The sequence below is a fragment of the Frigoribacterium sp. Leaf44 genome (assembly GCF_001421865.1).
Taxonomy (GTDB): Bacteria; Actinomycetota; Actinomycetes; order Actinomycetales; family Microbacteriaceae; genus Frigoribacterium.
In genome coordinates, this window is sequence record NZ_LMLG01000001.1 from 956378 (window position 1) to 975739 (window position 19362).

General features: G+C 70.7%; 17 protein-coding genes and 2 tRNA genes. 12 read left to right on the forward strand and 7 right to left on the reverse strand.

The features are described 5' to 3' along the window. From ASE87_RS04390 to ASE87_RS04400, 3 genes are all read left to right on the forward strand, one after another. Entirely contained in the window at positions 1 to 900 is a 900-nt protein-coding gene (locus ASE87_RS04390) for an ATP-binding cassette domain-containing protein (protein WP_082452288.1), read from the forward strand. Positions 901 to 1061: 161 nt separating this feature from the next. Further along, positions 1062 to 1973 carry an NAD(P)-dependent oxidoreductase gene (locus ASE87_RS04395; protein ID WP_235472221.1) on the forward strand — a complete coding sequence of 304 codons (912 nt, stop codon included), beginning with the start codon at positions 1062 to 1064 and terminating at the stop codon, positions 1971 to 1973. 114 nt (positions 1974 to 2087) lie between these two features. Next, positions 2088 to 2160: transfer RNA gene (locus ASE87_RS04400), tRNA-Asn, on the forward strand. Between the two features lie 157 nt (positions 2161 to 2317). On the opposite strand, the gene def is transcribed toward ASE87_RS04400, so the two are convergent. After that, on the reverse strand, positions 2318 to 2884 hold the full coding sequence (gene def / locus ASE87_RS04405; RefSeq protein WP_056226216.1) for a peptide deformylase: 567 nt from the start codon (positions 2882 to 2884) through the stop codon (positions 2318 to 2320). 41 nt (positions 2885 to 2925) lie between these two features. On the opposite strand from def, the gene ASE87_RS04410 reads away from it, so the two are divergent. The 9 genes from ASE87_RS04410 to ASE87_RS04450 all read left to right on the forward strand — a co-directional run bounded on the left by ASE87_RS04410 (position 2926) and on the right by ASE87_RS04450 (position 11345). Continuing rightward, complete coding sequence (locus tag ASE87_RS04410) at positions 2926 to 3840, forward strand: DMT family transporter (RefSeq protein WP_043592833.1); 915 nt, start codon at positions 2926 to 2928, stop codon at positions 3838 to 3840. Between the two features lie 95 nt (positions 3841 to 3935). Further along, a complete protein-coding gene (locus tag ASE87_RS04415) occupies positions 3936 to 5219 on the forward strand; it encodes a glycosyltransferase (RefSeq protein ID WP_056226220.1) in 1284 nt (427 codons plus the stop codon). 56 nt (positions 5220 to 5275) lie between these two features. After that, a tRNA-Ile gene (locus ASE87_RS04420) sits at positions 5276 to 5349 on the forward strand. Positions 5350 to 5461: 112 nt separating this feature from the next. After that, entirely contained in the window at positions 5462 to 5803 is a 342-nt protein-coding gene (locus ASE87_RS04425; protein WP_137847083.1) for a hypothetical protein, read from the forward strand. A gap of 377 nt (positions 5804 to 6180) precedes the next feature. Next, complete coding sequence (locus tag ASE87_RS04430; RefSeq protein WP_056226225.1) at positions 6181 to 7317, forward strand: LLM class flavin-dependent oxidoreductase; 1137 nt, start codon at positions 6181 to 6183, stop codon at positions 7315 to 7317. Positions 7318 to 7336: 19 nt separating this feature from the next. Further along, complete coding sequence (locus ASE87_RS04435; protein WP_056226228.1) at positions 7337 to 7978, forward strand: FMN reductase; 642 nt, start codon at positions 7337 to 7339, stop codon at positions 7976 to 7978. Positions 7979 to 8083: 105 nt separating this feature from the next. Further along, entirely contained in the window at positions 8084 to 8941 is an 858-nt protein-coding gene (locus ASE87_RS04440) for a DUF1684 domain-containing protein (RefSeq protein WP_056226231.1), read from the forward strand. Between the two features lie 42 nt (positions 8942 to 8983). After that, positions 8984 to 10645: a bifunctional 3'-5' exonuclease/DNA polymerase gene (locus tag ASE87_RS04445; protein ID WP_056226233.1), complete on the forward strand. Its 1662-nt coding sequence runs from the start codon at positions 8984 to 8986 to the stop codon at positions 10643 to 10645. 196 nt (positions 10646 to 10841) lie between these two features. Next, positions 10842 to 11345: a DUF3145 domain-containing protein gene (locus ASE87_RS04450; protein ID WP_056226237.1), complete on the forward strand. Its 504-nt coding sequence runs from the start codon at positions 10842 to 10844 to the stop codon at positions 11343 to 11345. A 105-nt stretch (positions 11346 to 11450) separates the two neighbouring features. Here the strand turns inward: ASE87_RS04450 and ASE87_RS04455 are convergent, their stop codons facing one another. The 6 genes from ASE87_RS04455 to aceE all read right to left on the reverse strand — a co-directional run bounded on the left by ASE87_RS04455 (position 11451) and on the right by aceE (position 19188). Beyond that, positions 11451 to 12689 (reverse strand): beta-ketoacyl synthase, encoded by a 1239-nt coding sequence (locus tag ASE87_RS04455; protein WP_043592607.1) that lies wholly within the window; start codon positions 12687 to 12689, stop codon positions 11451 to 11453. Between the two features lie 156 nt (positions 12690 to 12845). Beyond that, entirely contained in the window at positions 12846 to 13094 is a 249-nt protein-coding gene (locus ASE87_RS04460; RefSeq protein WP_043592609.1) for an acyl carrier protein, read from the reverse strand. A gap of 81 nt (positions 13095 to 13175) precedes the next feature. After that, positions 13176 to 14186 (reverse strand): beta-ketoacyl-ACP synthase III, encoded by a 1011-nt coding sequence (locus ASE87_RS04465; protein ID WP_056226240.1) that lies wholly within the window; start codon positions 14184 to 14186, stop codon positions 13176 to 13178. Continuing rightward, positions 14183 to 15103 (reverse strand): ACP S-malonyltransferase, encoded by a 921-nt coding sequence (locus tag ASE87_RS04470; protein ID WP_056226243.1) that lies wholly within the window; start codon positions 15101 to 15103, stop codon positions 14183 to 14185. Before ASE87_RS04470 ends, ASE87_RS04465 begins: the two co-directional genes overlap by 4 nt. Positions 15104 to 15209: 106 nt before the next feature. After that, a complete protein-coding gene (locus tag ASE87_RS04475) occupies positions 15210 to 16421 on the reverse strand; it encodes a CdaR family transcriptional regulator (protein WP_043592836.1) in 1212 nt (403 codons plus the stop codon). A gap of 22 nt (positions 16422 to 16443) precedes the next feature. Next, positions 16444 to 19188 carry a pyruvate dehydrogenase (acetyl-transferring), homodimeric type gene (aceE, locus tag ASE87_RS04480; protein ID WP_056226246.1) on the reverse strand — a complete coding sequence of 915 codons (2745 nt, stop codon included), beginning with the start codon at positions 19186 to 19188 and terminating at the stop codon, positions 16444 to 16446. Positions 19189 to 19362 lie beyond the last annotated feature (174 nt).

Here is a 19362-nt window from a genome sequence, read left to right on the forward strand (position 1 = left end):
GTGCCGGGCCGCGAGCTCGACCTCGACCAGCCGGTCGTCACCGACGACCTGTCGCTGCTCTACCCGGCGCGGGCGGGCCACCCGGCCGTGCGGGCCGTCGACGGGGTGACCCTGCGGGTCGAGCCGGGCGAGATCGTCGCCGTGCTCGGCGAGAGCGGCTCGGGCAAGTCGACGCTCGCGATGGCCCTGGCCGGGCTGACCGGCACGGGACGCGTCGACGAGGGGCGACCCCGTCTGGTCGGTGGCACCGCGCGCGTCTTCGGCCAGGACGTCGGCAAGCTGTCGGGCCGGCGACGCGACCGGCTCTCGGCCATGGTCGGCTATCTGGCGCAGGACGACGGCGAACGGCTCAGCCCCGACCTGACCGTCGGCGAGGCCATCGCTGAACCCATCTACCTGCGCGACCGGAAGTTCGACCGCACCGAGGCCGGACGCATCGTCGCCACGCTCGTCGACGGCGTGCACCTGCCGCTCGGCACCATGCTCAAGCAGACCTGGGAGCTCAGTTCGGGTCAGCGGCAGCGTGTCGCCCTGGCTCGCAGCCTCGTCCTCGAGCCGCCCCTCCTGATCGCCGACGAGCCCGCTCGCGGGGTGGACGTGCTCGTCCGCCAGGCCGTCCTCGACGTGATCAAGAACCTGCACGAGGGGCGTCAGTTCTCGGCTCTCGTGGTCACCTCGTCGGTGGCCGAGGCGCGGGCGATCACCGACCGCGTCGCCGTCATGAGGGGCGGTCGCCTGGTCGGGCTGGGCGACATCGACGACGTGCTCCGGACCGGCATCGACCCCTACGTAAAGGTCCTCTCGCAGACCACGCCCATCGACATCATCCGCCCCGAAGAACGCGAGTCCGGGCGTCCGCTCGATCCCGACGCCGAGCCCCGCGGCGAGCAGGCACCGTGACCATCGAGCCGGCCTCGGGTCCTGCCACGGCGGACGCCGCCCTCGCCTCGGCGGACGCCGCCGTCGTGACCAGCCCGGGAGGCGCGCGCGGCCACCGCGCGGTCGTCACCCCGGGTCCCGTCCTCGCGCCGGGGCGTCGTCCGACCCCGGGGGCCGTCTCGGTGGCCCCCCGTCCGACCCCGGTCTTCGTCGACGCCGTGCGTGCCGGGGGAGCGGACGTCGTCCCGCTCGGCCCGGACACCCGCGGCCTCGTCTGGCTCTCGTACCGTGACCCCGACGGCCTCGCGAGGGCCCTCGACGAGAACCCGGGCGTCGAGTGGGTGCAGCTGCCCTACGCCGGGGTCGACGCCTTCGCCGAGGTCATCGCCGCACGGGCCGACCGCGTGCTGCCGCTCTGGACCAGCGCCAAGGGGGCGTTCGCCGAGCCCGTGGCCGAACACGCCCTCATGCTGGTGCTGTCGTTGCTGAGGGTCGTGCCCCAGCGCGTGCGCGCGACGTCCTGGGCCACCGAACAGCAGGGCCGCTCGCTCTACGGCCGGCACGTCGTCGTCGTCGGTGCCGGCGGCATCGCGATCGAGCTGATGCGCCTCATGACCCCGTTCGACGTGCGCGTGACGATCGTGCGCCGGTCGAGCGAGCCCGTGCCCGGGGCCGACCGCACGCTCCCCGTCGAACGCCTCGACGAGGTGCTGCCCACCGCCGACGTCCTCGTCCTCGCCGCTGCGGCCACGCCCGGCACGTCGGGCCTTCTCGACGCCCGTCGGCTCGCCCTGCTGCCCCAGACGGCCGTGCTCGTGAACGTCGCCCGGGGCAGCCTGGTCGACACGGACTCCCTCGTCGAGGCGGTCAGGGCGGAGCGTCTCTGGGGAGCCGGGGTCGACGTCACGACGCCCGAGCCGCTCCCCGACGGCCACCCGCTCTTCGGCGAACCGCGCGTCATCGTCACGCCGCACCAGGCGGACACCCCCGAGATGACGGCCCCGCTGCTGGCCGAGCGCATTCGCCACAACGTGCGGGCCTTCCTCGGCGACGGCGACTTCATCGGGGTCGTCGACCCGCACGACGGGTACTGACGTCGCGGTCGCGGACGTCCGACGCGCCGCGTCACCACCGTGGTCCGTCGGGGCCTCAGATCTTTGCTAGTGTTGTCTCCGCTGTCACGGACGAAAGTCCGGGGCGGTTGCCATTCCTCGATAGCTCAATTGGCAGAGCAGCCGGCTGTTAACCGGCAGGTTGTTGGTTCGAGTCCAACTCGGGGAGCGAAGGCCCAGAGGCTCCACCCTCTGGGCCTTTTCTCTTGCCCGGTCCGTCCTGGGCCGTTCTTCATGCCCGGTCCGTCCCGGGCCGAACGCGAAGGAGGCGCGTCCTGCGGTTCGCAGGACGCGCCTCCTTCGTCCAGGGGCGGCTCGGTCCGAGGTCAGTCCTCGAGGTGGTCGACTCCCGGCAGCCAGGTGCTGCCCGGCTGGCCCCAGCCCTTCTTGCGGACGGCCTTGGCGGCCGCCTTGTGGAACGGGTGCTCGAGCCGGTCCGCGTACAGGATGCCGTCGAGGTGGTCGTACTCGTGCTGGAAGATGCGGGCGAGCCAGCCCCAGGCCTCGATCTCGACCTCGTCGCCGTCGAGGTCGGTGGCCCGTAGCACGACGCCGTCGGCGCGGCGCAGCGGGAACCTCTCACCCGGCACCGACAGGCACCCCTCGGACTCGGAGTCGTCGTCGAGCGGCTCGATCGAGAGCGGGCTCTGCCACAGCGTCGGGTTGATCGCGACGCCCCGCCACAGCTCGCCGTCGTCGTCGGTCCACGAGTAGACGAACAGGCGCTTGCCGACGCCCACCTGAGGGCCCGCGAGGCCGACGCCCGGGGCGGCGTCCATCGTCTCGAACATGTCCGCGACGAGCGTGCGCAGATCGTCGTCGACGACGGTCACCTCGGAGGCGGGGGAGTGGAGCACGGGGTCACCCGTGATGGAAATGGGTCGAACGGCCATTCGTCCAGACTATCCAGCGCCACGGCGCTAGCGTGGACGCCGTGACGACGGACATCGGGGAGCTCACCCAGCAGGTATCCCTGACCCCCTATCAGGCGCTCGGCATCCCCATCGCCCTGATCGGTGCGGTGTTCCTCTCGATCGGCGCGCAGCTGCAACACCAGGGCGTCGCGAAGGTCGAGCGGCGGATCGGTGCGGCCAAGAGCGGCATGAACGTCCGTCAGGTGCTCGCCCTGGTCGGCCGCCCCTCGTGGGTGCTGGGCACGCTGATGCTCGGCCTCGCCATCCTGTTCCAGTTGACCAGCCTGCGCATCGCGCCGTTGCTCGTGGTGCAGCCGCTCGGCGCGGTCGCACTGGTGATCACGGCGATCCTCAACTCGCGGTCCACCGGTCGACGACTCGACCGCCGCGCCAAGCGGGCGATCCTGTTCTGCGTCGGCGGGGTCGGGCTCTTCGTCACCGTGGCGGCCTTCACGGCCATCGAGCCCGAGATCACCACGCGGCAGCTCGTCACCGTCCTCGTGATCCTCGCCGTCGTCGGCTCCGTGCTGGGCGTCGCCTTCGCCCTGTTGCGCCGTCGTCGCAGCGCGCTGTTCTACATCATCGCGGCGGGCGTGCTCTACGGCTTCGTCGCGACCCTCGCCAAGGTCGTCCTCAACCGGGTCTTCGCCGGCAACTTCGACTGGTTGACGATCGTCTGCATCGTCTTCCTGCTCGCCGCGGGTCTGCTCGGCGGGTACTTCGTCCAGAACGCCTACTCGTCCGGCCCGCCCGACCTCGTCATCGCCGGCCTCACCGTCGTCGACCCGCTCATCGCGGTCGGCATCGGCATCGTCGTGCTCGGCGAGGCACAGAACGCCCCCGCGATCGCCGGGGTCTTCTTCGTCGTCGCGGCCGCGATCGCGGTCTACGGCGTGTTCCAGCTCGCCAAATACCATCCCCAGACCCGAGCCTGAGCTAGCGTGGGGTCGTCTCGTCCGTCGATCTCACGACCGTTCGGATGCCTGACGCGACGCACACCTCACCGAGCACGAGAAGGACGCCACGACCCGTGACACCTGCCCCGACGCCCTCGGAACCCGGCCGACCCGACGACGCGACGTCGGCTGACGCCGCGACCCGCGCCTCCTCGGGGTCGTCCGACCGGCTGACCGTCCTGATCGCGGGCGACACGTTCCCGCCCGACGTCAACGGCGCCGCCAACTTCACCGAGCGGCTCGCCGTGGGGCTCGCTCAGCGCGGCCACGACGTGCACCTCATGGTGCCGGCGGCCAGCCGCCACCACGGCACCTTCCTCGAGCAGCACGGCGGCGTCACGTTGACCGTCCACCGGCTCTACTCCACCCGCTGGCCGCTGCACGACTGGCTGCGCTTCGCGACCCCGTGGCGCGTGCAAGAGCACGCCGAGAAGATCTTCGACGAGATCCACCCCGACGTCGTGCACATCCAGTCGCACATCGTGATGGGTCGGGGCGTGGCGCAGGTGGCCGAGCGCCGGGGCGTGCGCATCGTCGCGACGAACCACTTCATGCCCGAGAACCTGCTCGAGCACACCGGACTGCCCAAGGGGCTGCGCGCCAAGGCGACCCAGATGGCGTGGAACGACGCGAGCAAGACCTTCCGCAAGGCCGCGGCCATCACGACACCCACACAGAAGGCCGCGACCTTCCTCGAGAAGTCGGTCTCGGTCACCGGTGTGCTCGCCGTCTCGTGCGGCATCGAGGCCGGCCACTACACGGCACTCGACACCCGCCCCGAGACGAACCGCATCGTCTTCGTCGGCCGGGTCACGGCCGAGAAGCAGATCGACGTACTGCTCAAGGCGATGACCCTCCTCGACCCGGCGCTCGGCGCCACCTTGACGATCGTGGGCGGGGGAGATCTGTTCAAGCAGCTCCAGACGACCAGTCGCGACCTGGGGCTGGCCGACGTGGTCACCTTCGCGGGCTATCTGTCCGACGACGAGTTGCGCCACACGCTCACCGAGTCGACCGTGTTCGCGATGCCCTCGATCGCCGAGTTGCAGAGCATCGCCAGCCTCGAGGCGATGGCGTCCGGGCTGCCGATCGTCGTGGCCGACGCGATGGCTCTGCCGCACCTGGTCGACGAGGGCGAGAACGGCTACCTCTTCCGTCCGGGCGACAGCCGCGACCTCGCCGACAAGCTCACGACGGTGCTGACCGCACCCGACGACGAGTACCTCGCCATGCGCCGGGCCAGCCTGAAGATGATCGAGGGGCACGACATCGAGCGCACGCTCAGCGTGTTCGAGAGCCTGTATCGTGGTCAGCCGGTGGTTCCCTCCACCGACGCGGCGTCCGACCGCGCGCACTGACGGTCGACCGCGGCTCCGCCCCGGCCGGCCCCGGCTCGCACCGGTGGCCGTCGCGAGGGGCGGTAGCTCAGCCGGTTAGAGCAGTCGACTCATAATCGATCGGTCACGGGTTCAAGTCCCGTCCGCCCTACAGGGTCTCCGGGCGCGGTCCTTCGTGTCCCGGCGAGCCGCGGCCTCCGGGCCTGCTGTGAGCGCGGCCGCGTCGTCGCCCGGCGCGCGTCGTGCGTGGCACGATGTCGTCCATGTTCACCAAACGGCCCCGACAGCCGGAACCCGAACCCGACGCCTGGGGCGGCGATTCCTCCGACGGCGACGGTCGATCCGGTCCGGCGCGCATGGGCGTGGGTGCGCAGGTGTACGTGCTCGACTCGGACGAGGACCCGGCCACGCCGTTCCCGTACGGCCCGACCGGCATCGTGGTCCGGGCCGGCGGCAGCGCCTGGCAGGGAGTGTCGGCCATCGGCGGCTCGGCCCGCACCTGGTGGGTCGAGTTCGACTCGCCCCAGATCGACCGTGACGGCGACGGGCCCGTCTCGCGGGCCCAGGTCGCGGAGCGCTGGCTGCGCCTCGCCCCCCTCGCCTGAACCGCCGCCCGGCAGCGACCGCCCGCCACCGCGCGTGCTGTCGCCGAGAGTGCCGCGCTTCTCGCACGACGTCCTGCCGCGGTGGCTTCGGCCACCCCGCCGCGTGGTCGGCAACTCCTGCCCCCTGCTGCGTCGTTCCTCGGCGGCCCCGTGTTTCCGGGCCCTGGCTTCGGCGGTGCAGCACCAGCCCTGAGTTGCCGACACGTCGCACGTCGCACGCCGCTCGCCGAGGTCGAGGTGGAGGTCGAGGTCGAGGTCGAGGCCACGTCGGCCGCGACACGTTCCCGGTGTCGGTCGCACGGTCCGGGAATGCCACGCCCCACCCTCCGGTTCACCGAAGTGCATGCAAACGCATGCAGATGTTCTAAGGTGGAGCAATGCAGTTCGGAATCTTCAGCGTCGGCGACATCACGACCGACCCCACCACCGGTGCCACCCCGACCGAGGGCGAGCGCCTCAGGGCGATGGTCACCATCGCGAAGAAGGCGGAAGAGGTCGGCCTCGACGTCTACGCCGCGGGCGAGCACCACAACCCGCCCTTCGTGAACTCGAGCCCGACGACCCTCCTCGCCTACATCGCCGCGCAGACCGAGCGCATCGTGCTCAGCACGGCCACGACCCTCATCACCACGAACGACCCGGTGAAGATCGCCGAGGACTTCGCGCTGCTGCAGCACCTCGCCGGCGGCCGCGTCGACCTCACGCTCGGCCGCGGCAACACGGGCCCGGTCTACCCCTGGTTCGGCAAGGACATCCGCCAGGGCATCAACCTGGCGATCGAGAACTACGCCCTGCTGCACCGTCTCTGGCGCGAGGACGTCGTCGACTGGAAGGGTCACTTCCGCACCCCGCTGCAGGGCTTCACGTCGACCCCGCGTCCGCTCGACGGCGTCGCGCCCTTCGTCTGGCACGGCTCGATCCGCAGCCCCGAGATCGCCGAGCAGGCCGCGTACTACGGCGACGGATTCTTCGCCAACCACATCTTCTGGCCCGCCTCGCACACGAAGCAGATGGTCGAGCTCTACCGCAGCCGCTTCGAGCACCACGGCCACGGGCGTGCCGACCAGGCGATCGTCGGTCTCGGCGGTCAGGTCTTCCTGGCCAAGAACTCGCAGGACGCCAAGCGCACCTTCCGTCCCTACTTCGACAACGCCCCGGTCTACGGCCACGGCCCCTCGATGGAGGACTTCACGAGCCAGACCCCGCTCACCGTCGGCAGCCCGCAGGAGGTCATCGACCGCACCCTCGGCTTCCGCGACTACATCGGCGACTACCAGCGCCAGCTCTTCCTCATGGACCACGCCGGCCTGCCCCTGAAGACGGTCCTCGAGCAGCTCGACATCCTCGGCAGTGAGGTCGTACCGGTCCTGCGTCGCGAGTTCGCCGCGAACCGTCCGGCCGACGTGCCCGATGCCCCCACGCACGCCTCGCTCGTCGAGGCCGCGACCCGGGCATCGCAGTCCTCGACCGCACCCACCGCGCACGACGCGCTCACCGCGTCGTCGGCCCGCTGAGACACGCAGGAGGCGCGCCATGAGCACCAAGAAGATCGTCGCCCTGTCCGCGGGGCTGAGCCAGCCCTCGTCCACCCGTCTGTTGACCGACCGCCTGGTCGAGGCCACCACGCGCGACCTCGTCGGCCGCGGCTCGTTCGTCGAGGTCGAGGTCGTCGAGCTGCGTGACCTCGCGCACGAGGTGACGGACGCGATGCTCACCGGTTTCGCGCCTCCTGCCCTCGCCGAGGCGCTCGAGAAGGTGACGAGCGCCGACGGCGTGATCGCGGTCACGCCCGTCTTCTCGTCCTCGTACAGCGGCCTGTTCAAGTCGTTCGTCGACGTGATGGACCACAAGGCGCTCACGGGCACGCCCGTGCTGATCGGGGCGACCGGAGGCACGGCCCGTCACTCGCTCGCCCTCGAGTACGCGGTGCGACCGCTGTTCGCCTACCTCCAGGCCGTCGTCGTGCCCACCTCGGTGTTCGCGGCGTCCGAGGACTGGGGAGAGGGCGACGGCACCTCGACCACGCTGCCCGAGCGCGTGACGCGGGCCGCGGGGGAGTTCGCCGAGCTCGTCGCCCGGCACGAGGGCGCACACGACGACCCGTTCGCCGCGGTCGTCCCCTTCGACGAGCAGCTGCGACGCCTCGCCGTGGGCGGCGACGACCCGCAGCCCTGAGACGCCGGACGAGGAGGCGCGGTGCCGGTCTCGACCACGTCCCGCCCGTCGGGGCATGAACCGCGCCTCCTCGGCGTTGCCCACCGTCAGACCCCAGGAGGACCGATGACCGACAGCACCGCCGACACCACCCGAACGCCCGACGACGCCGCGCAGGCCGAGCTCGACCGATTCCACGCCCTGCGGAGCACCCGTGTGGTGTCGCCGCAGGGGCCGCTCGCCCTGACCGGAACGCAGTGGGTCGACCTCGAGCAGACCGTCTGGGGCGTGCCGGGCCGTTGGGCGCCGACCCCGCAGGGCGTGTCGGGGTTGGCACTGACGGCGGTCGCCGCGGACGGCATCCACGTCGACGGCGATCTGGTCGACGGCACCGTGATCGTGGCGGGCGACGACGCGACGGCCCCGAGCAGCCTCCGGTTCTCCGAGACCACGACCGGCACGGTGATCGCGAACGACGACCACACCGGGTACGCCCTGCGCGTCTGGGACTCCGCGTCGGACGCCGTCACGGGGTTCGGCTCGATCGACGCCTTCCCGTTCGACCCCGACTGGGTCGTCACGGCCGAGTTCGTGCCGACCGCGCCCGACACCCAGGTCGACATCCGCCACCAGGCGGACCTCGAGCTCAGTCGGCCCAAGCCGTTGCCCGGGCTCATCCGCTTCACCCGCGACGGGGTCGCCCACGAACTCGCGGCGTTCCCGTCGGGTGACGGCGATCGGTTGCAACTCGTCTTCGGCGACGCGACGAACGGCGACAGCACGTACTCGGTCGGGCGGTTCCTCTTCCCGACGCCGAACGGCGACGGCACCATCACTCTCGACTTCAACCGGGCCGTGCTGCCGCCCTGCGCCTTCTCGTACGCCTTCAACTGCCCGATCCCCCCGGCGCAGAACCGGTTCGCGTCACCGATCGAGGCAGGCGAGAAGAACGTCGTCGACACCGCCGGGCAGCCGCTGCACTAGGCGCCGGCCGACGGTGTCGGCGCGGGGTGGGATGATCAGGCGGTGTTCTTCCTGCTGCGTCGACTGCCCGACGGTGACGTCGAGCTGACGCGGTACGAGCGCGGCGCGTCGGGGCGACTCGAGGCGGCAGGGGTCGACGTCATCCCCGCGGCCGACCTGCCGGGGCGCGTGGCCGCCCTCGAGCGGGAGGCCTCGCCCCGCTGGGTCTGGGACGACACCCCGCGGTGGTACCCGCGCCTCCTCGACGCCGGGGTCACGGTGGCCCGATGCGTCGACCTCCGGCTCGTGCACGCCATCCTGCGGCGCTCGACGGCGGCCCCCGGCTTCCCGGTCGGAGGTGCGGCTCCCGGGCCGTGGGACGTCCCCCAGGCGGCGCCGGGGGAGTCCGACGGCCTCTTCGAGGTCGTCCCCGACTCGCTGCCGGACCCGGCCGCCGAGTTCCTCGCCCAGCGCGACGCGGTCGAGGCCTCTCCGACCCGGGGTCGACTCGAGCTGCTCGTCGCCGCCGAGTCCACCGGCGCGTTGATCGCGGCCGAGATGCGCCACCGGGGCATCCCGTGGTCGCCTCGGGTGCACGACGAACTGCTGACCGCCGCCCTCGGGCCGAGGCCCACCCCGGGTGAGCGACCGGCCCGCATGCGCGACGCCCTCGACGAGGTGCGGCAGGCGCTCGAGGCGCCCGACCTCAACCCCGACTCGCCGGCCGAGCTGATCAGGGCCCTGAACCGGGCGGGGGTGCTCGTGCAGTCGACGCGTCAATGGGAGCTCCAACGGCACGAGCACCCCGCGATCGACCCCCTGCTCCGCTACAAGAAGATGCAACGGCTGCTCGTCGCCAACGGCTGGGCCTGGCTCGACGCCTGGGTGCACGGCGGGCGCTTCCGCCCCGACTACGTGCCGGGCGGAGTCGTGACCGGCCGCTGGGCCACGAGCGGAGGAGGCGCGCTGCAGCTTCCCCGGGCCGTCCGCGGCGCCGTCGTGGCCGACCCGGGCTGGAAGCTCGTGGTCGCCGACGCCTCGCAACTCGAGCCGCGCATCCTGACCGGGTTGTCGGGCGACCGCTCGATGGCCCGGGCCGGATCGGGCGACCTCTACGAGGGCATCGTCGCCAGCGGAGCCGTCGCGACCCGCGCCGAGGCCAAGGTCGCGATGCTCGGTGCGATGTACGGCGCGACGCAGGGCGAGAGCGGCCGCCTCGTGCCCCGCCTGGCCCGACGGTTCCCCGACGCCATGGCACTCGTCGAGTCGGCGGCCCGCACGGGTGAGGCCGGGGGAGTCGTCGACACCCTGCTCGGCCGGAGTTCGCCGCGTCCGTCCGACGACCCGGCCGCTTCCGGGGGCGCCGGGGCGGGCGCACTGCCTCCCGAGATGGGCGTGCGGCCCGCCGATCGCGACGCGCGCTCGTGGGGGCGGTTCACCCGCAACTTCGTCGTCCAGGGCACCGCCGCCGAGTGGGCCCTGTGTTGGATGGGTGCCCTGCGCCGGCGCCTGCACGAGAGGTGGGGGGCCGGCGTCCCGGCACCCCACTTCGTGTTCTTCCTGCACGACGAGGTGGTCGTGCACGCACCGGCCGCCGTCGCCGACGAGGTCGCCGCGCTGGTCGCCGAGAGCGCGGTCGAGGCCGGTCGACTGCTGTTCGGCGACGCCCCGGTCGCCTTCCCGGTGACGGTCGCCGTCGTGGACGACTACTCGCAGGCGAAGTGAGCCTCCGGGTCCAGCGAGACGCCGCGCCATTCGCAGGTGTTACACAGTTGTGATTTCCCAGCCCGGTCGGTCATAATTCACAGAACGGGCACCGTCCCGCGTACCACCGGGCTCCGGCCCGCACAATCGAAGAACGCACACGAATCACGTCTGACAGGTCGATGGGGAAGTCGCACCTGAACCAGATGGAGGAATCGTGGCTGCTGCAACCGCTCGGGGAGTGCTCTACGTGCACTCGTCCCCTCGTGCACTGTGCCCACACGTCGAGTGGGCCGTCGGTCGTGCCCTCGGGCACGGCGTGAACTTCGCCTGGGTCGACCAGCCGGTGCTGCCCGGCGCCCGCCGCACCGAGTTCTCGTGGCAGGGCGACGAGGGCTCCGGCGCCCGCATCGCCTCCGCCCTGCGAGGCTGGGAGCACCTGCGCTACGAGGTGACCGAAGACCCGGGTGAGTCCCACGACGGCGGTCGCTGGATGCACTCGCCCGACCTCGGCGTCTTCTTCGCACAGACCGACACGGCTGGCAACACGGTCATCCCGGAGGACCGCATCCGCTACGCCATGGAGATCGCGGGGTCGAACACCCTCGAGCTGCACCGCGAGCTGCGTCTCGCCCTCGGCCAGGCCTGGGACGACGAACTCGAACCGTTCCGTCACAGCGGCGAGGGCAACCCCGTCGTCTGGCTGCACAAGGTCGGCTGACCCGCCGCGGCTCGGGCTCGGTGCGCGCCGGGCCACCCCGGTGACGACGAAGGAGGCGCGGGTGGCGTGATCACGCCACCCGCGCCTCCTGCGCTGCCCGCCCGGTCAGACCGAGCGGAAACCGACGACGGCGTTGTGGCCGCCGAAGCCGAACGAGTTGCTGATCGCGACGATCTCGCCCTCGGGCAGGGGGCGGGGTTCGCCGACGACGACGTCCATGTCGATCTCGTCGTCCATCTGCGTGACGTTGATCGTCTGCGGTGCGAGGCGCTCGTGCAGGGCCTTGACCGTGAACAGCGCCTCGATGCCGCCCGCGCCGCCGAGCAGGTGGCCCGTGGCCGCCTTGGTCGCCGAGACGATCAGCTTCGAGGTGTGGTCGCCGAAGACACGCTTGATGGCGTGGTATTCGGCGATGTCGCCGACCGGGGTGCTCGTCGCGTGGGCGTTGACGTGGACGACCTGGTCGCGGTCGACCCCGGCGTTCTCGAGCGTCGCGATGACGGCCCGGGCGGCGCCGGTGCCCTCGGGGTCAGGAGCGGTGATGTGGTACGAGTCGCTGGTGACCGCACCACCGATGAGCTCGGCGTAGATGCGGGCCCCACGGGCCAGGGCGTGCTCTTCCGTCTCGAGGACGAGCGCAGCACCGCCTTCGGCGAGGACGAAGCCGTCGCGCGTGACGTCGTAGGGACGGGATGCCGTGGCGGGGTCGTCGTTGCGCTTCGAGAGAGCCTGCATGGCGGCGAACGAGGCAAGGGGCATCGGGTGGATGGCCGCCTCGGAGCCGCCGGCGACGGCGATGTCGGCGAGGCCGGACTGCAGGTGCTCGTAGGCCATGGCGATCGACTCGGTGCTGGAGGCGCAGGCCGAGACGACCGTGCGGGCTCCGGCGCGCGCACCCAGGCTCATCGAGATGGCGGCGGCGGGACCGTTCGGCATGAGCATGGGGACGGTCATCGGCAGGACGCGTCGCGGGCCCTTCTCGCGCAGGGTGTCCCACCCGTCGAGCAGCGTCCAGACGCCGCCGATGCCGGTGGCCCAGTCGACGATGAAGCGCTCGGGGACGACCTCGGGCGAGCCGGCGTCGGCCCAGGCCTCGCGGGCGGCGGTGAGCGCGAACTGGCTCGACGGGTCGAGGCGCTTGATCTCTCGACGGTCGAGCACGTCGGCCGAGGGGGTGCGTGCCTGGCCGGCGAAGGTGACGGGCAGCTCGTACTTGGCGACCCAGTCCTGTTCGAGCGTGGTGATGCCCGACTGGCCGGCGAGCAGGTTCTGCCAGCTCTCGGTGGCGGTGCCACCGAGCGGACTCGTGGCGCCGAGTCCGGTGACGACGATCTTCTTGGTCATTGACGTTCCTTCTGGGAGGGCCGGTCGGTGGGCTGTGCCGATGTACGACGACGCCGTGACCCGGGCTGCAGCCGAGGCTGGTGGCGTGGGGTCGACGGCGTCGAGGGCACAGCGGCGGGGCCCGATCGCCCTCAAGGCGACCGGGCGGCCGACGTCTTAGTTCTGCGCCTTGTGGATGTACGTGACGGCGTCGCCGACGGTCTTGAGGTTCTTGACCTCTTCGTCGGGGATCTTGACGTCGAACTTCTCTTCGGCGTTGACGACGATGGTCATCATGGAGATCGAGTCGATGTCGAGGTCGTCGGTGAACGACTTGTCCATCTCGACGGTATCGGTGGCGATCCCGGTCTCGTCGTTGACGAGCTCGGCGAGGCCGGCGAGGACTTCTTCGGTGGACAGTGCCATGGTGTTGTCTCCTTGAGGGGGTGTCGATGTGACCGGGGTAAAGCCTATACAGCGCCCCGCGGTCGGGCGGGCAGCGGCGCGCTAGGGCAGCACGACCACCTGGGCGCCGAACACGAGTCCGGCACCGAAACCGATCTGCAGGGCGAGGCCGCCGCTGAGCTCGGGGTGCTCGTCGAGCAGTCGGTGGGTCGCGAGCGGGATGCTCGCGGCCGAGGTGTTGCCGGTGGTCGCGATGTCGCGACCGATCACGACGGACTCGGGCAGGCCGAGCTGCTTGGCGAACTCGTCGATGATGCGCATGTTGGCCTGGTGCGGCACGAAGGCCGAGAGCTGGTCGGCGGTGACGCCCGCGCGGTCGAGGGCCTCTTTCGCGACCTTCGCCATCTCCCAGACGGCCCAGCGGAAGACCGTCTGACCTTCTTGGCGGAGGGTCGGCCAGGGGACCTCACCCGCGCCCTCGCGGTATTCGGCCATGGTGTTGGTCATGCCGATGGCGTCCCACTTGGAGCCGTCGGAGCCCCAGACCGTCGGGCCGATGCCGGCACTGTCGGACGGACCGACGATCGCCGCACCCGCTCCGTCGGCGAGGAGGAACGAGATCGTGCGGTCGGTCGGGTCGATGACGTCGCTGAGCTTCTCGGCACCCACGACGAGGACGTACTCGGCGAGGCCCGACTTGACGAACGAGTCCGCCTGCGCGATGCCGTAGGTGAAGCCGGCACAGGCTGCCGAGATGTCGTAGGCGGCGGCCGGGTTCGCACCGACGCGCTCGGCGAGCAGCGAGGCTACCGACGGGGTCACGACGCCGGCACCGATGGTCGACACGAGGACGGCACCGATCTGGTCGGGGCGGATGCCGGACTTGGCGATGGCCTCGGTGGCGGCGGCCTCGGCGAGGTCGACGACCTTGACGTCCTTGCCCGCGCGGCGACGGGTGATCACTCCGGTGCGCTGCTGGATCCACTCGTCGCTGGAGTTGATCGGTTCGATGATGTCGGCGTTCGGCACCACGTTCTCGCCCCGGGCGGCGCCGAGTGCGTAGATGCGGGTGAACTGCGCACCGGTCGTCTGGTTGAGCTGGGGGGTGGTCATGCTGCTCCCTCGATGAGGTCGACGGCGGCCTGCAGGTCGTCGGGTGTCTTGACGGCGACCGAGGGGACACCCCTCAGCGCACGCTTGGCGAGACCGGTGAGGGCTCCCGCCGGGGCGAGTTCGATGATTCCCGTGACGCCGGCGTCGGCGAACGAGCGCATGGTCGCGTCCCATCGGACGGGGGACGAGACCTGACCGACGAGCAGCTCGACGAAGCGGGCGCCCGAGGTGACCGCGCTGCCGTCGTGGTTGGTCCAGAGCGTCGTGGACGGGTCGGCGGCCGCGACCGAGGCGGCGGCTGAGCGGAGGCGGTCGACGGCGGGCTGCATGTATCGCGTGTGGAAGGCGCCGGCGACCTGGAGGGGCACGACGCGGCTCTTGGCCGGCGGGTCGGCCGCGAGCTCGGCGAGGGCGGCGGTCTCGCCGGCGACGACGATCTGGCCGCCACCGTTGTAGTTGGCGGGGAAGAGCCCGAGGGCGTCGAGACGGGCGAGCAGTTCGGCCTCGTCGCCTCCGAGCACGGCGCTCATGCCCGTCTCGACCAGGGCGGCGGCGTCGGCCATGGCCCGGCCCCGTTCGGCGACGAGCGTGACGGCGTCGACGTCGCTCAGCACGCCGCTGACGGCCGCGGCGGTGAACTCGCCGACCGAGTGGCCCGCGACGCCGGCGACCGCGGAGCGGTCCACGTGGCGGAAGAGGGCACGGGCGGTCAGGACGCCGGCGGCGACGATGAGGGGCTGCGCGACGGCGGTGTCACGGATCGTGTCGGCGTCCGACGTCGTGCCGTGCGCGACGAGGTCGACACCCGCCGCGTCGGAGAGCGACGTCAGCAGGTCACGCTGGTCGGGTTCGGCCAGCCAGGGTTCGAGGAAACCGGGAGTTTGGGAGCCCTGACCGGGCGCTACGACAACGATCACTGGTCCATCATGCCAATGAGTAGCGGGTCTGCGGTGTAGCAACTCGACCAAAGATGGGCGGGAACGTTGTCGAAGCGCACAGACGGACCCCAGGGATGGCCGCCGATCACTTGCGGCGGACCCCGGACCCGTCGGGGTCGGCGATCGATCCGAGCACGAGTGCGGATTGCAGGATGAGCGCCTCGCGAGCACCCGTGGCGTCCCATCCGATGACGTCCGTGACGCGCTTGAGACGGTAGCGCACGGTGTTCGGGTGCACGAAGAGTTCGCGAGCCGTGGCCTCGAGCGAGCGCCCGTTGTCGAGGTAGCACCAAAGGGTGGTCAACAGCTCGGTGGAGTGCGCCTTGAGTGGCTTGTAGATCCGGTTGACGAGCGTCGATCGCGCCACCGGGTCGCCGGCGAGGGCACGCTCGGGCAACAGGTCGTCAGCGAGGACGGGGCGGGGTGCGTTCCGCCAGGCCCGGGCGACGGCGAAACCGGCGAGGGCGGCCTTCGCGCTCTTGGAGGCGTCGACGAGGCTCGGCACTTCGTGGCCGAGCACGAGGTGCCCGTCACCGAAGCCGGGTTCGAGGGCGTGCGCGATCTCGGTGAAGCTGGGGTGGGTCGAGGAGGTGCTGCTCTCGTCGAGAGGGTCGGCCCGCCCGATGACCAGCACCAGTCGGCTGCCCTGCACTCCGATCAGCACGTCGGCTTCTCGGTGCCGGGCCGTGCGCCGAAGCATGTCGACGTCGAGCATCCGAGGAGCCGTGCCGACGAGGACGGCGACCTCGCCGTGACCGTGCCAGCCGAGCGCAGCGATGCGGCTGGGCAGCTCGTCGTCGTACTCGCCGCTGAGGATCGAGTCGACGACCAGGGCTTCGAGACGGGCGTCCCAGAGTCCGCGGGCCTCGGCGGCCCGGGCGTAGACGTCGGCTGAGGCGAAGGCGATCTCGCGCGAGTAGAGCAGGATCGCCTCGCGGAGCGAGTCGTCCCCGTCCTTGACGCGTTCTTCGACGACCTCGACGGTGATGCGGATGAGCTGCAGTGTCTGGGTCAGGCTGACCGAGCGCAGCAGCTCACGCGGGGCGGCGCCGAACACGTCCGCCGCGATCCAGGGGGTGGACCTGGGGTCGGCGAACCAGCTGATGAACGAGGTGATGCCGGCCTGGGCGACGAGCCCGACCGCCGAACGGCGCCCCGGGGGCATGTCTCCGTACCACGGCAGCGTCTCTTCGAGGCGCTTGATGGTCGCGGTGGACAGCTCGCCTGAGACCGTCCGCAGCCACGCGAGCGTGCGCTCTTTCGTGGCCGCGGACGGCTGCAGGGGCGAGGTGGGCACCCGCTCGGTGCTCACGGGGTCGTCAGGCCTCCCCACCGGCGGTGCCGCTGGTACCGGCGGTGACGTCGTGCAACTGGTACCGGTCGATTGCTTGCTGGACGACGCCCGGGTCGACCTCGCCCCGGCGGGCGAGGGCCTGCAGGGTGCGGACGACGACCGACGGGCCGTCGATCTTGAAGAAGCGGCGGGCAGCCGCCCGGGTGTCGCTGAAGCCGAAGCCGTCGGCACCGAGCGTCAGGTAGTCGCCGGGCACGTACTCGCGGATCTGGTCGGGCACGGCCGCCATGAAGTCGCTGGTGGCGATGAACGGACCCTCGGCACCCTGCAACTTCTCGGTCACGTACGGCGTCTTGGGCTCGTCGTTCGGGTGCAGGAAGTTGTGCTCTTCCGCGGCCAGGCCGTCGCGGCGCAGTTCGGTCCAGCTGGTGACGCTCCAGACGTCGGCCGCGACGTTCCAGTCGTCGGCGAGCAGCTGCTGGGCCTCGAGCGCCCACGGCACACCGACGCCCGACGCGAGCAGCTGGGCACGGGGGCCCAGGTTCTCGGCGTCCTTGAGCTTGTAGATGCCGCGCACCACACCGTCGACGTCGAGGCCCTCGGGCTCGACGGGCTGGGCCATCGGCTCGTTGTAGACGGTGATGTAGTACATGACGTTCGGGTCGGAGTGCGACGCGTTGCCGTGCTCGTCGGTGCCGTACATGCGGTCCATGCCCGACTTGACGATGTGGCCGAGCTCGTAGCCGAAGGCCGGGTCGAACGAGACGACCGCGGGGTTCGTCGAGGCGAGCAGCGGCGAGTGGCCGTCGGCGTGCTGGAGGCCTTCGCCGGTCAGTGTCGTGCGCCCGGCGGTGGCGCCGATGATGAACCCGCGGGCCATCTGGTCGCCGGCTGCCCACATGGCGTCGCCGGTTCGCTGGAACCCGAACATCGAGTAGAAGACGTAGACCGGGATGAGCGGTTCGCCCTGCGTCGAGTACGAGGTGCCGACGGCGGTGAAGGCCGCGAACGCACCGGCCTCGTTGATGCCGACGTGGATGATCTGGCCCTGCGGGCTCTCCTTGTAGGCCAGCAACAGTTCGCGGTCGACCGACGTGTAGTGCTGGCCGTTCGGGTTGTAGATCTTGGACGTCGGGAAGTAGGCGTCCATGCCGAAGGTTCGGGCCTCGTCGGGGATGATCGGCACGATGCGGTGCCCGAAGTCGGGCGAGCGCAGCAGGTCTTTCAGCAGGCGGGCGAAGGCCATCGTGGTGGCGACCTCTTGCTTGCCCGAGCCCTTCTTGACGACGTCGTACGTCTTCGCCTCGGGGACGGCGATCTGCGTGTACTTGCTGCGGCGCTCGGGCACGTAGCCACCGAGCGCTCGACGACGCTCTTGCATGTACTGGATCGCGTCGTCGTCCGGACCGGGGTGGTAGTACGGCGGCAGGTAGGGGTTCTCGTCGAGTTGGGCGTCGCTGATCGGGATGCGGAGCTCGTCGCGGAACTGCTTGAGGTTGTCGAGCGTGAGTTTCTTCATCTGGTGGGTCGCGTTGCGGCCCTCGAAGGACTTGCCGAGGCCGTAGCCCTTGACCGTCTTGGCGAGGATGACCGTCGGCTGGCCCGTGTGCTCGGTCGCGGCCTTGAACGCGGCGTAGACCTTGCGGTAGTCGTGGCCGCCGCGCTTGAGGTTCCAGATGTCGTCGTCGGAGTAGTCGGCGACGAGTTCGAGTGCGCGGGGGTCGCGGCCGAAGAAGTTGTCGCGGACATAGCCGCCGCTCTCGGCCTTGTAGGTCTGGAAGTCACCGTCGGGCGTGGTGTTCATGAGGTTGAGCAACGCGCCGCTCGAGTCGTTGGCGAGGAGGGAGTCCCACTCGCGACCCCAGACGACCTTGATGACGTTCCAGCCGGCGCCGCGGAAGAACGACTCGAGTTCTTGGATGATCTTGCCGTTGCCGCGGACCGGACCGTCGAGGCGCTGCAGGTTGCAGTTGATGATGAAGTTGAGGTTGTCGAGGCCTTCGTTGGCCGCCACCTGCAGCTGACCGCGGCTCTCGACCTCGTCCATCTCGCCGTCGCCGAGGAACGCCCAGACCTGCTGGTCGCTGGCGTCCTTGATGCCGCGGTTGGTGAGGTACTTCGCGACCTGCGCCTGGTAGATGGCGTTGATCGGCCCGAGGCCCATCGACACGGTCGGGAACTGCCAGAAATCGGGCATGAGGCGCGGGTGCGGGTACGAGCTCAGCCCACCGGAGGCGTGAGACTTCTCTTGGCGGAAGCCGTCGAGCTGGTCGGTGCCGAGACGGCCCTCGAGGTAGGCGCGGGCGTACATGCCGGGGGAGGCGTGGCCCTGGAAGAACACCTGGTCGCCACCGCCGGAGTGGTCCTGGCCGCGGAAGAAGTGGTTGTTGCCGACCTCGTACAGGGCGGCCGACGAGGCGTAGGTCGAGATGTGGCCACCGACGGAGATGCCGGGGCGCTGTGCGCGGTGCACGGTGATCGCGGCGTTCCAGCGGACCCACTTGCGGTAGCGGCGCTCGAGTTCTTCGTCACCGGGGAACTCGGGCTCGTCTTCGGGGGCGATGGTGTTGACGTAGTCCGTCTTCGGCACCATCGGCACGCCCAGGTGCAGCTCGCTCGACCGGGTGAGCAGGCTCTTCATGATCTCGCGGGCACGTTCGTGACCCTGCGCCTTAACGAGAGCGTCGAGCGACTCGCGCCACTCGGCGGTCTCTTCGGGATCGCGATCGGCCTTGTCGACCGTGTACGGGTCCTGATCGTTAACCGTCACCCTTGACCTCAATCATCTGTGTGGAGCAGCCGTCTCTTGGAGGGCCACCGCGTGGAGTGGACAAACAGATGTCAGGCCCGTCGTGCCCGGGTTCCGAGACGCACTCCGCCTGACCAGCCCACTCTAGTTGCACGGACCGATGCAGGCTCGGCACGCGCTGGGAACGCCCGGCCA

Coding starts and splice junctions, on each gene's coding strand:
- def (WP_056226216.1), bottom strand. CDS start 2,884: ATGGCCGTTCGACCCATTTCCATCACGGGTGACCCCGTGCTCCACTCC.
- ASE87_RS04425 (WP_137847083.1), top strand. CDS start 5,462: ATGTTCACCAAACGGCCCCGACAGCCGGAACCCGAACCCGACGCCTGG.
- ASE87_RS04430 (WP_056226225.1), top strand. CDS start 6,181: ATGCAGTTCGGAATCTTCAGCGTCGGCGACATCACGACCGACCCCACC.
- ASE87_RS04435 (WP_056226228.1), top strand. CDS start 7,337: ATGAGCACCAAGAAGATCGTCGCCCTGTCCGCGGGGCTGAGCCAGCCC.
- ASE87_RS04440 (WP_056226231.1), top strand. CDS start 8,084: ATGACCGACAGCACCGCCGACACCACCCGAACGCCCGACGACGCCGCG.
- ASE87_RS04455 (WP_043592607.1), bottom strand. CDS start 12,689: ATGACCAAGAAGATCGTCGTCACCGGACTCGGCGCCACGAGTCCGCTC.
- ASE87_RS04460 (WP_043592609.1), bottom strand. CDS start 13,094: ATGGCACTGTCCACCGAAGAAGTCCTCGCCGGCCTCGCCGAGCTCGTC.
- ASE87_RS04465 (WP_056226240.1), bottom strand. CDS start 14,186: ATGACCACCCCCCAGCTCAACCAGACGACCGGTGCGCAGTTCACCCGC.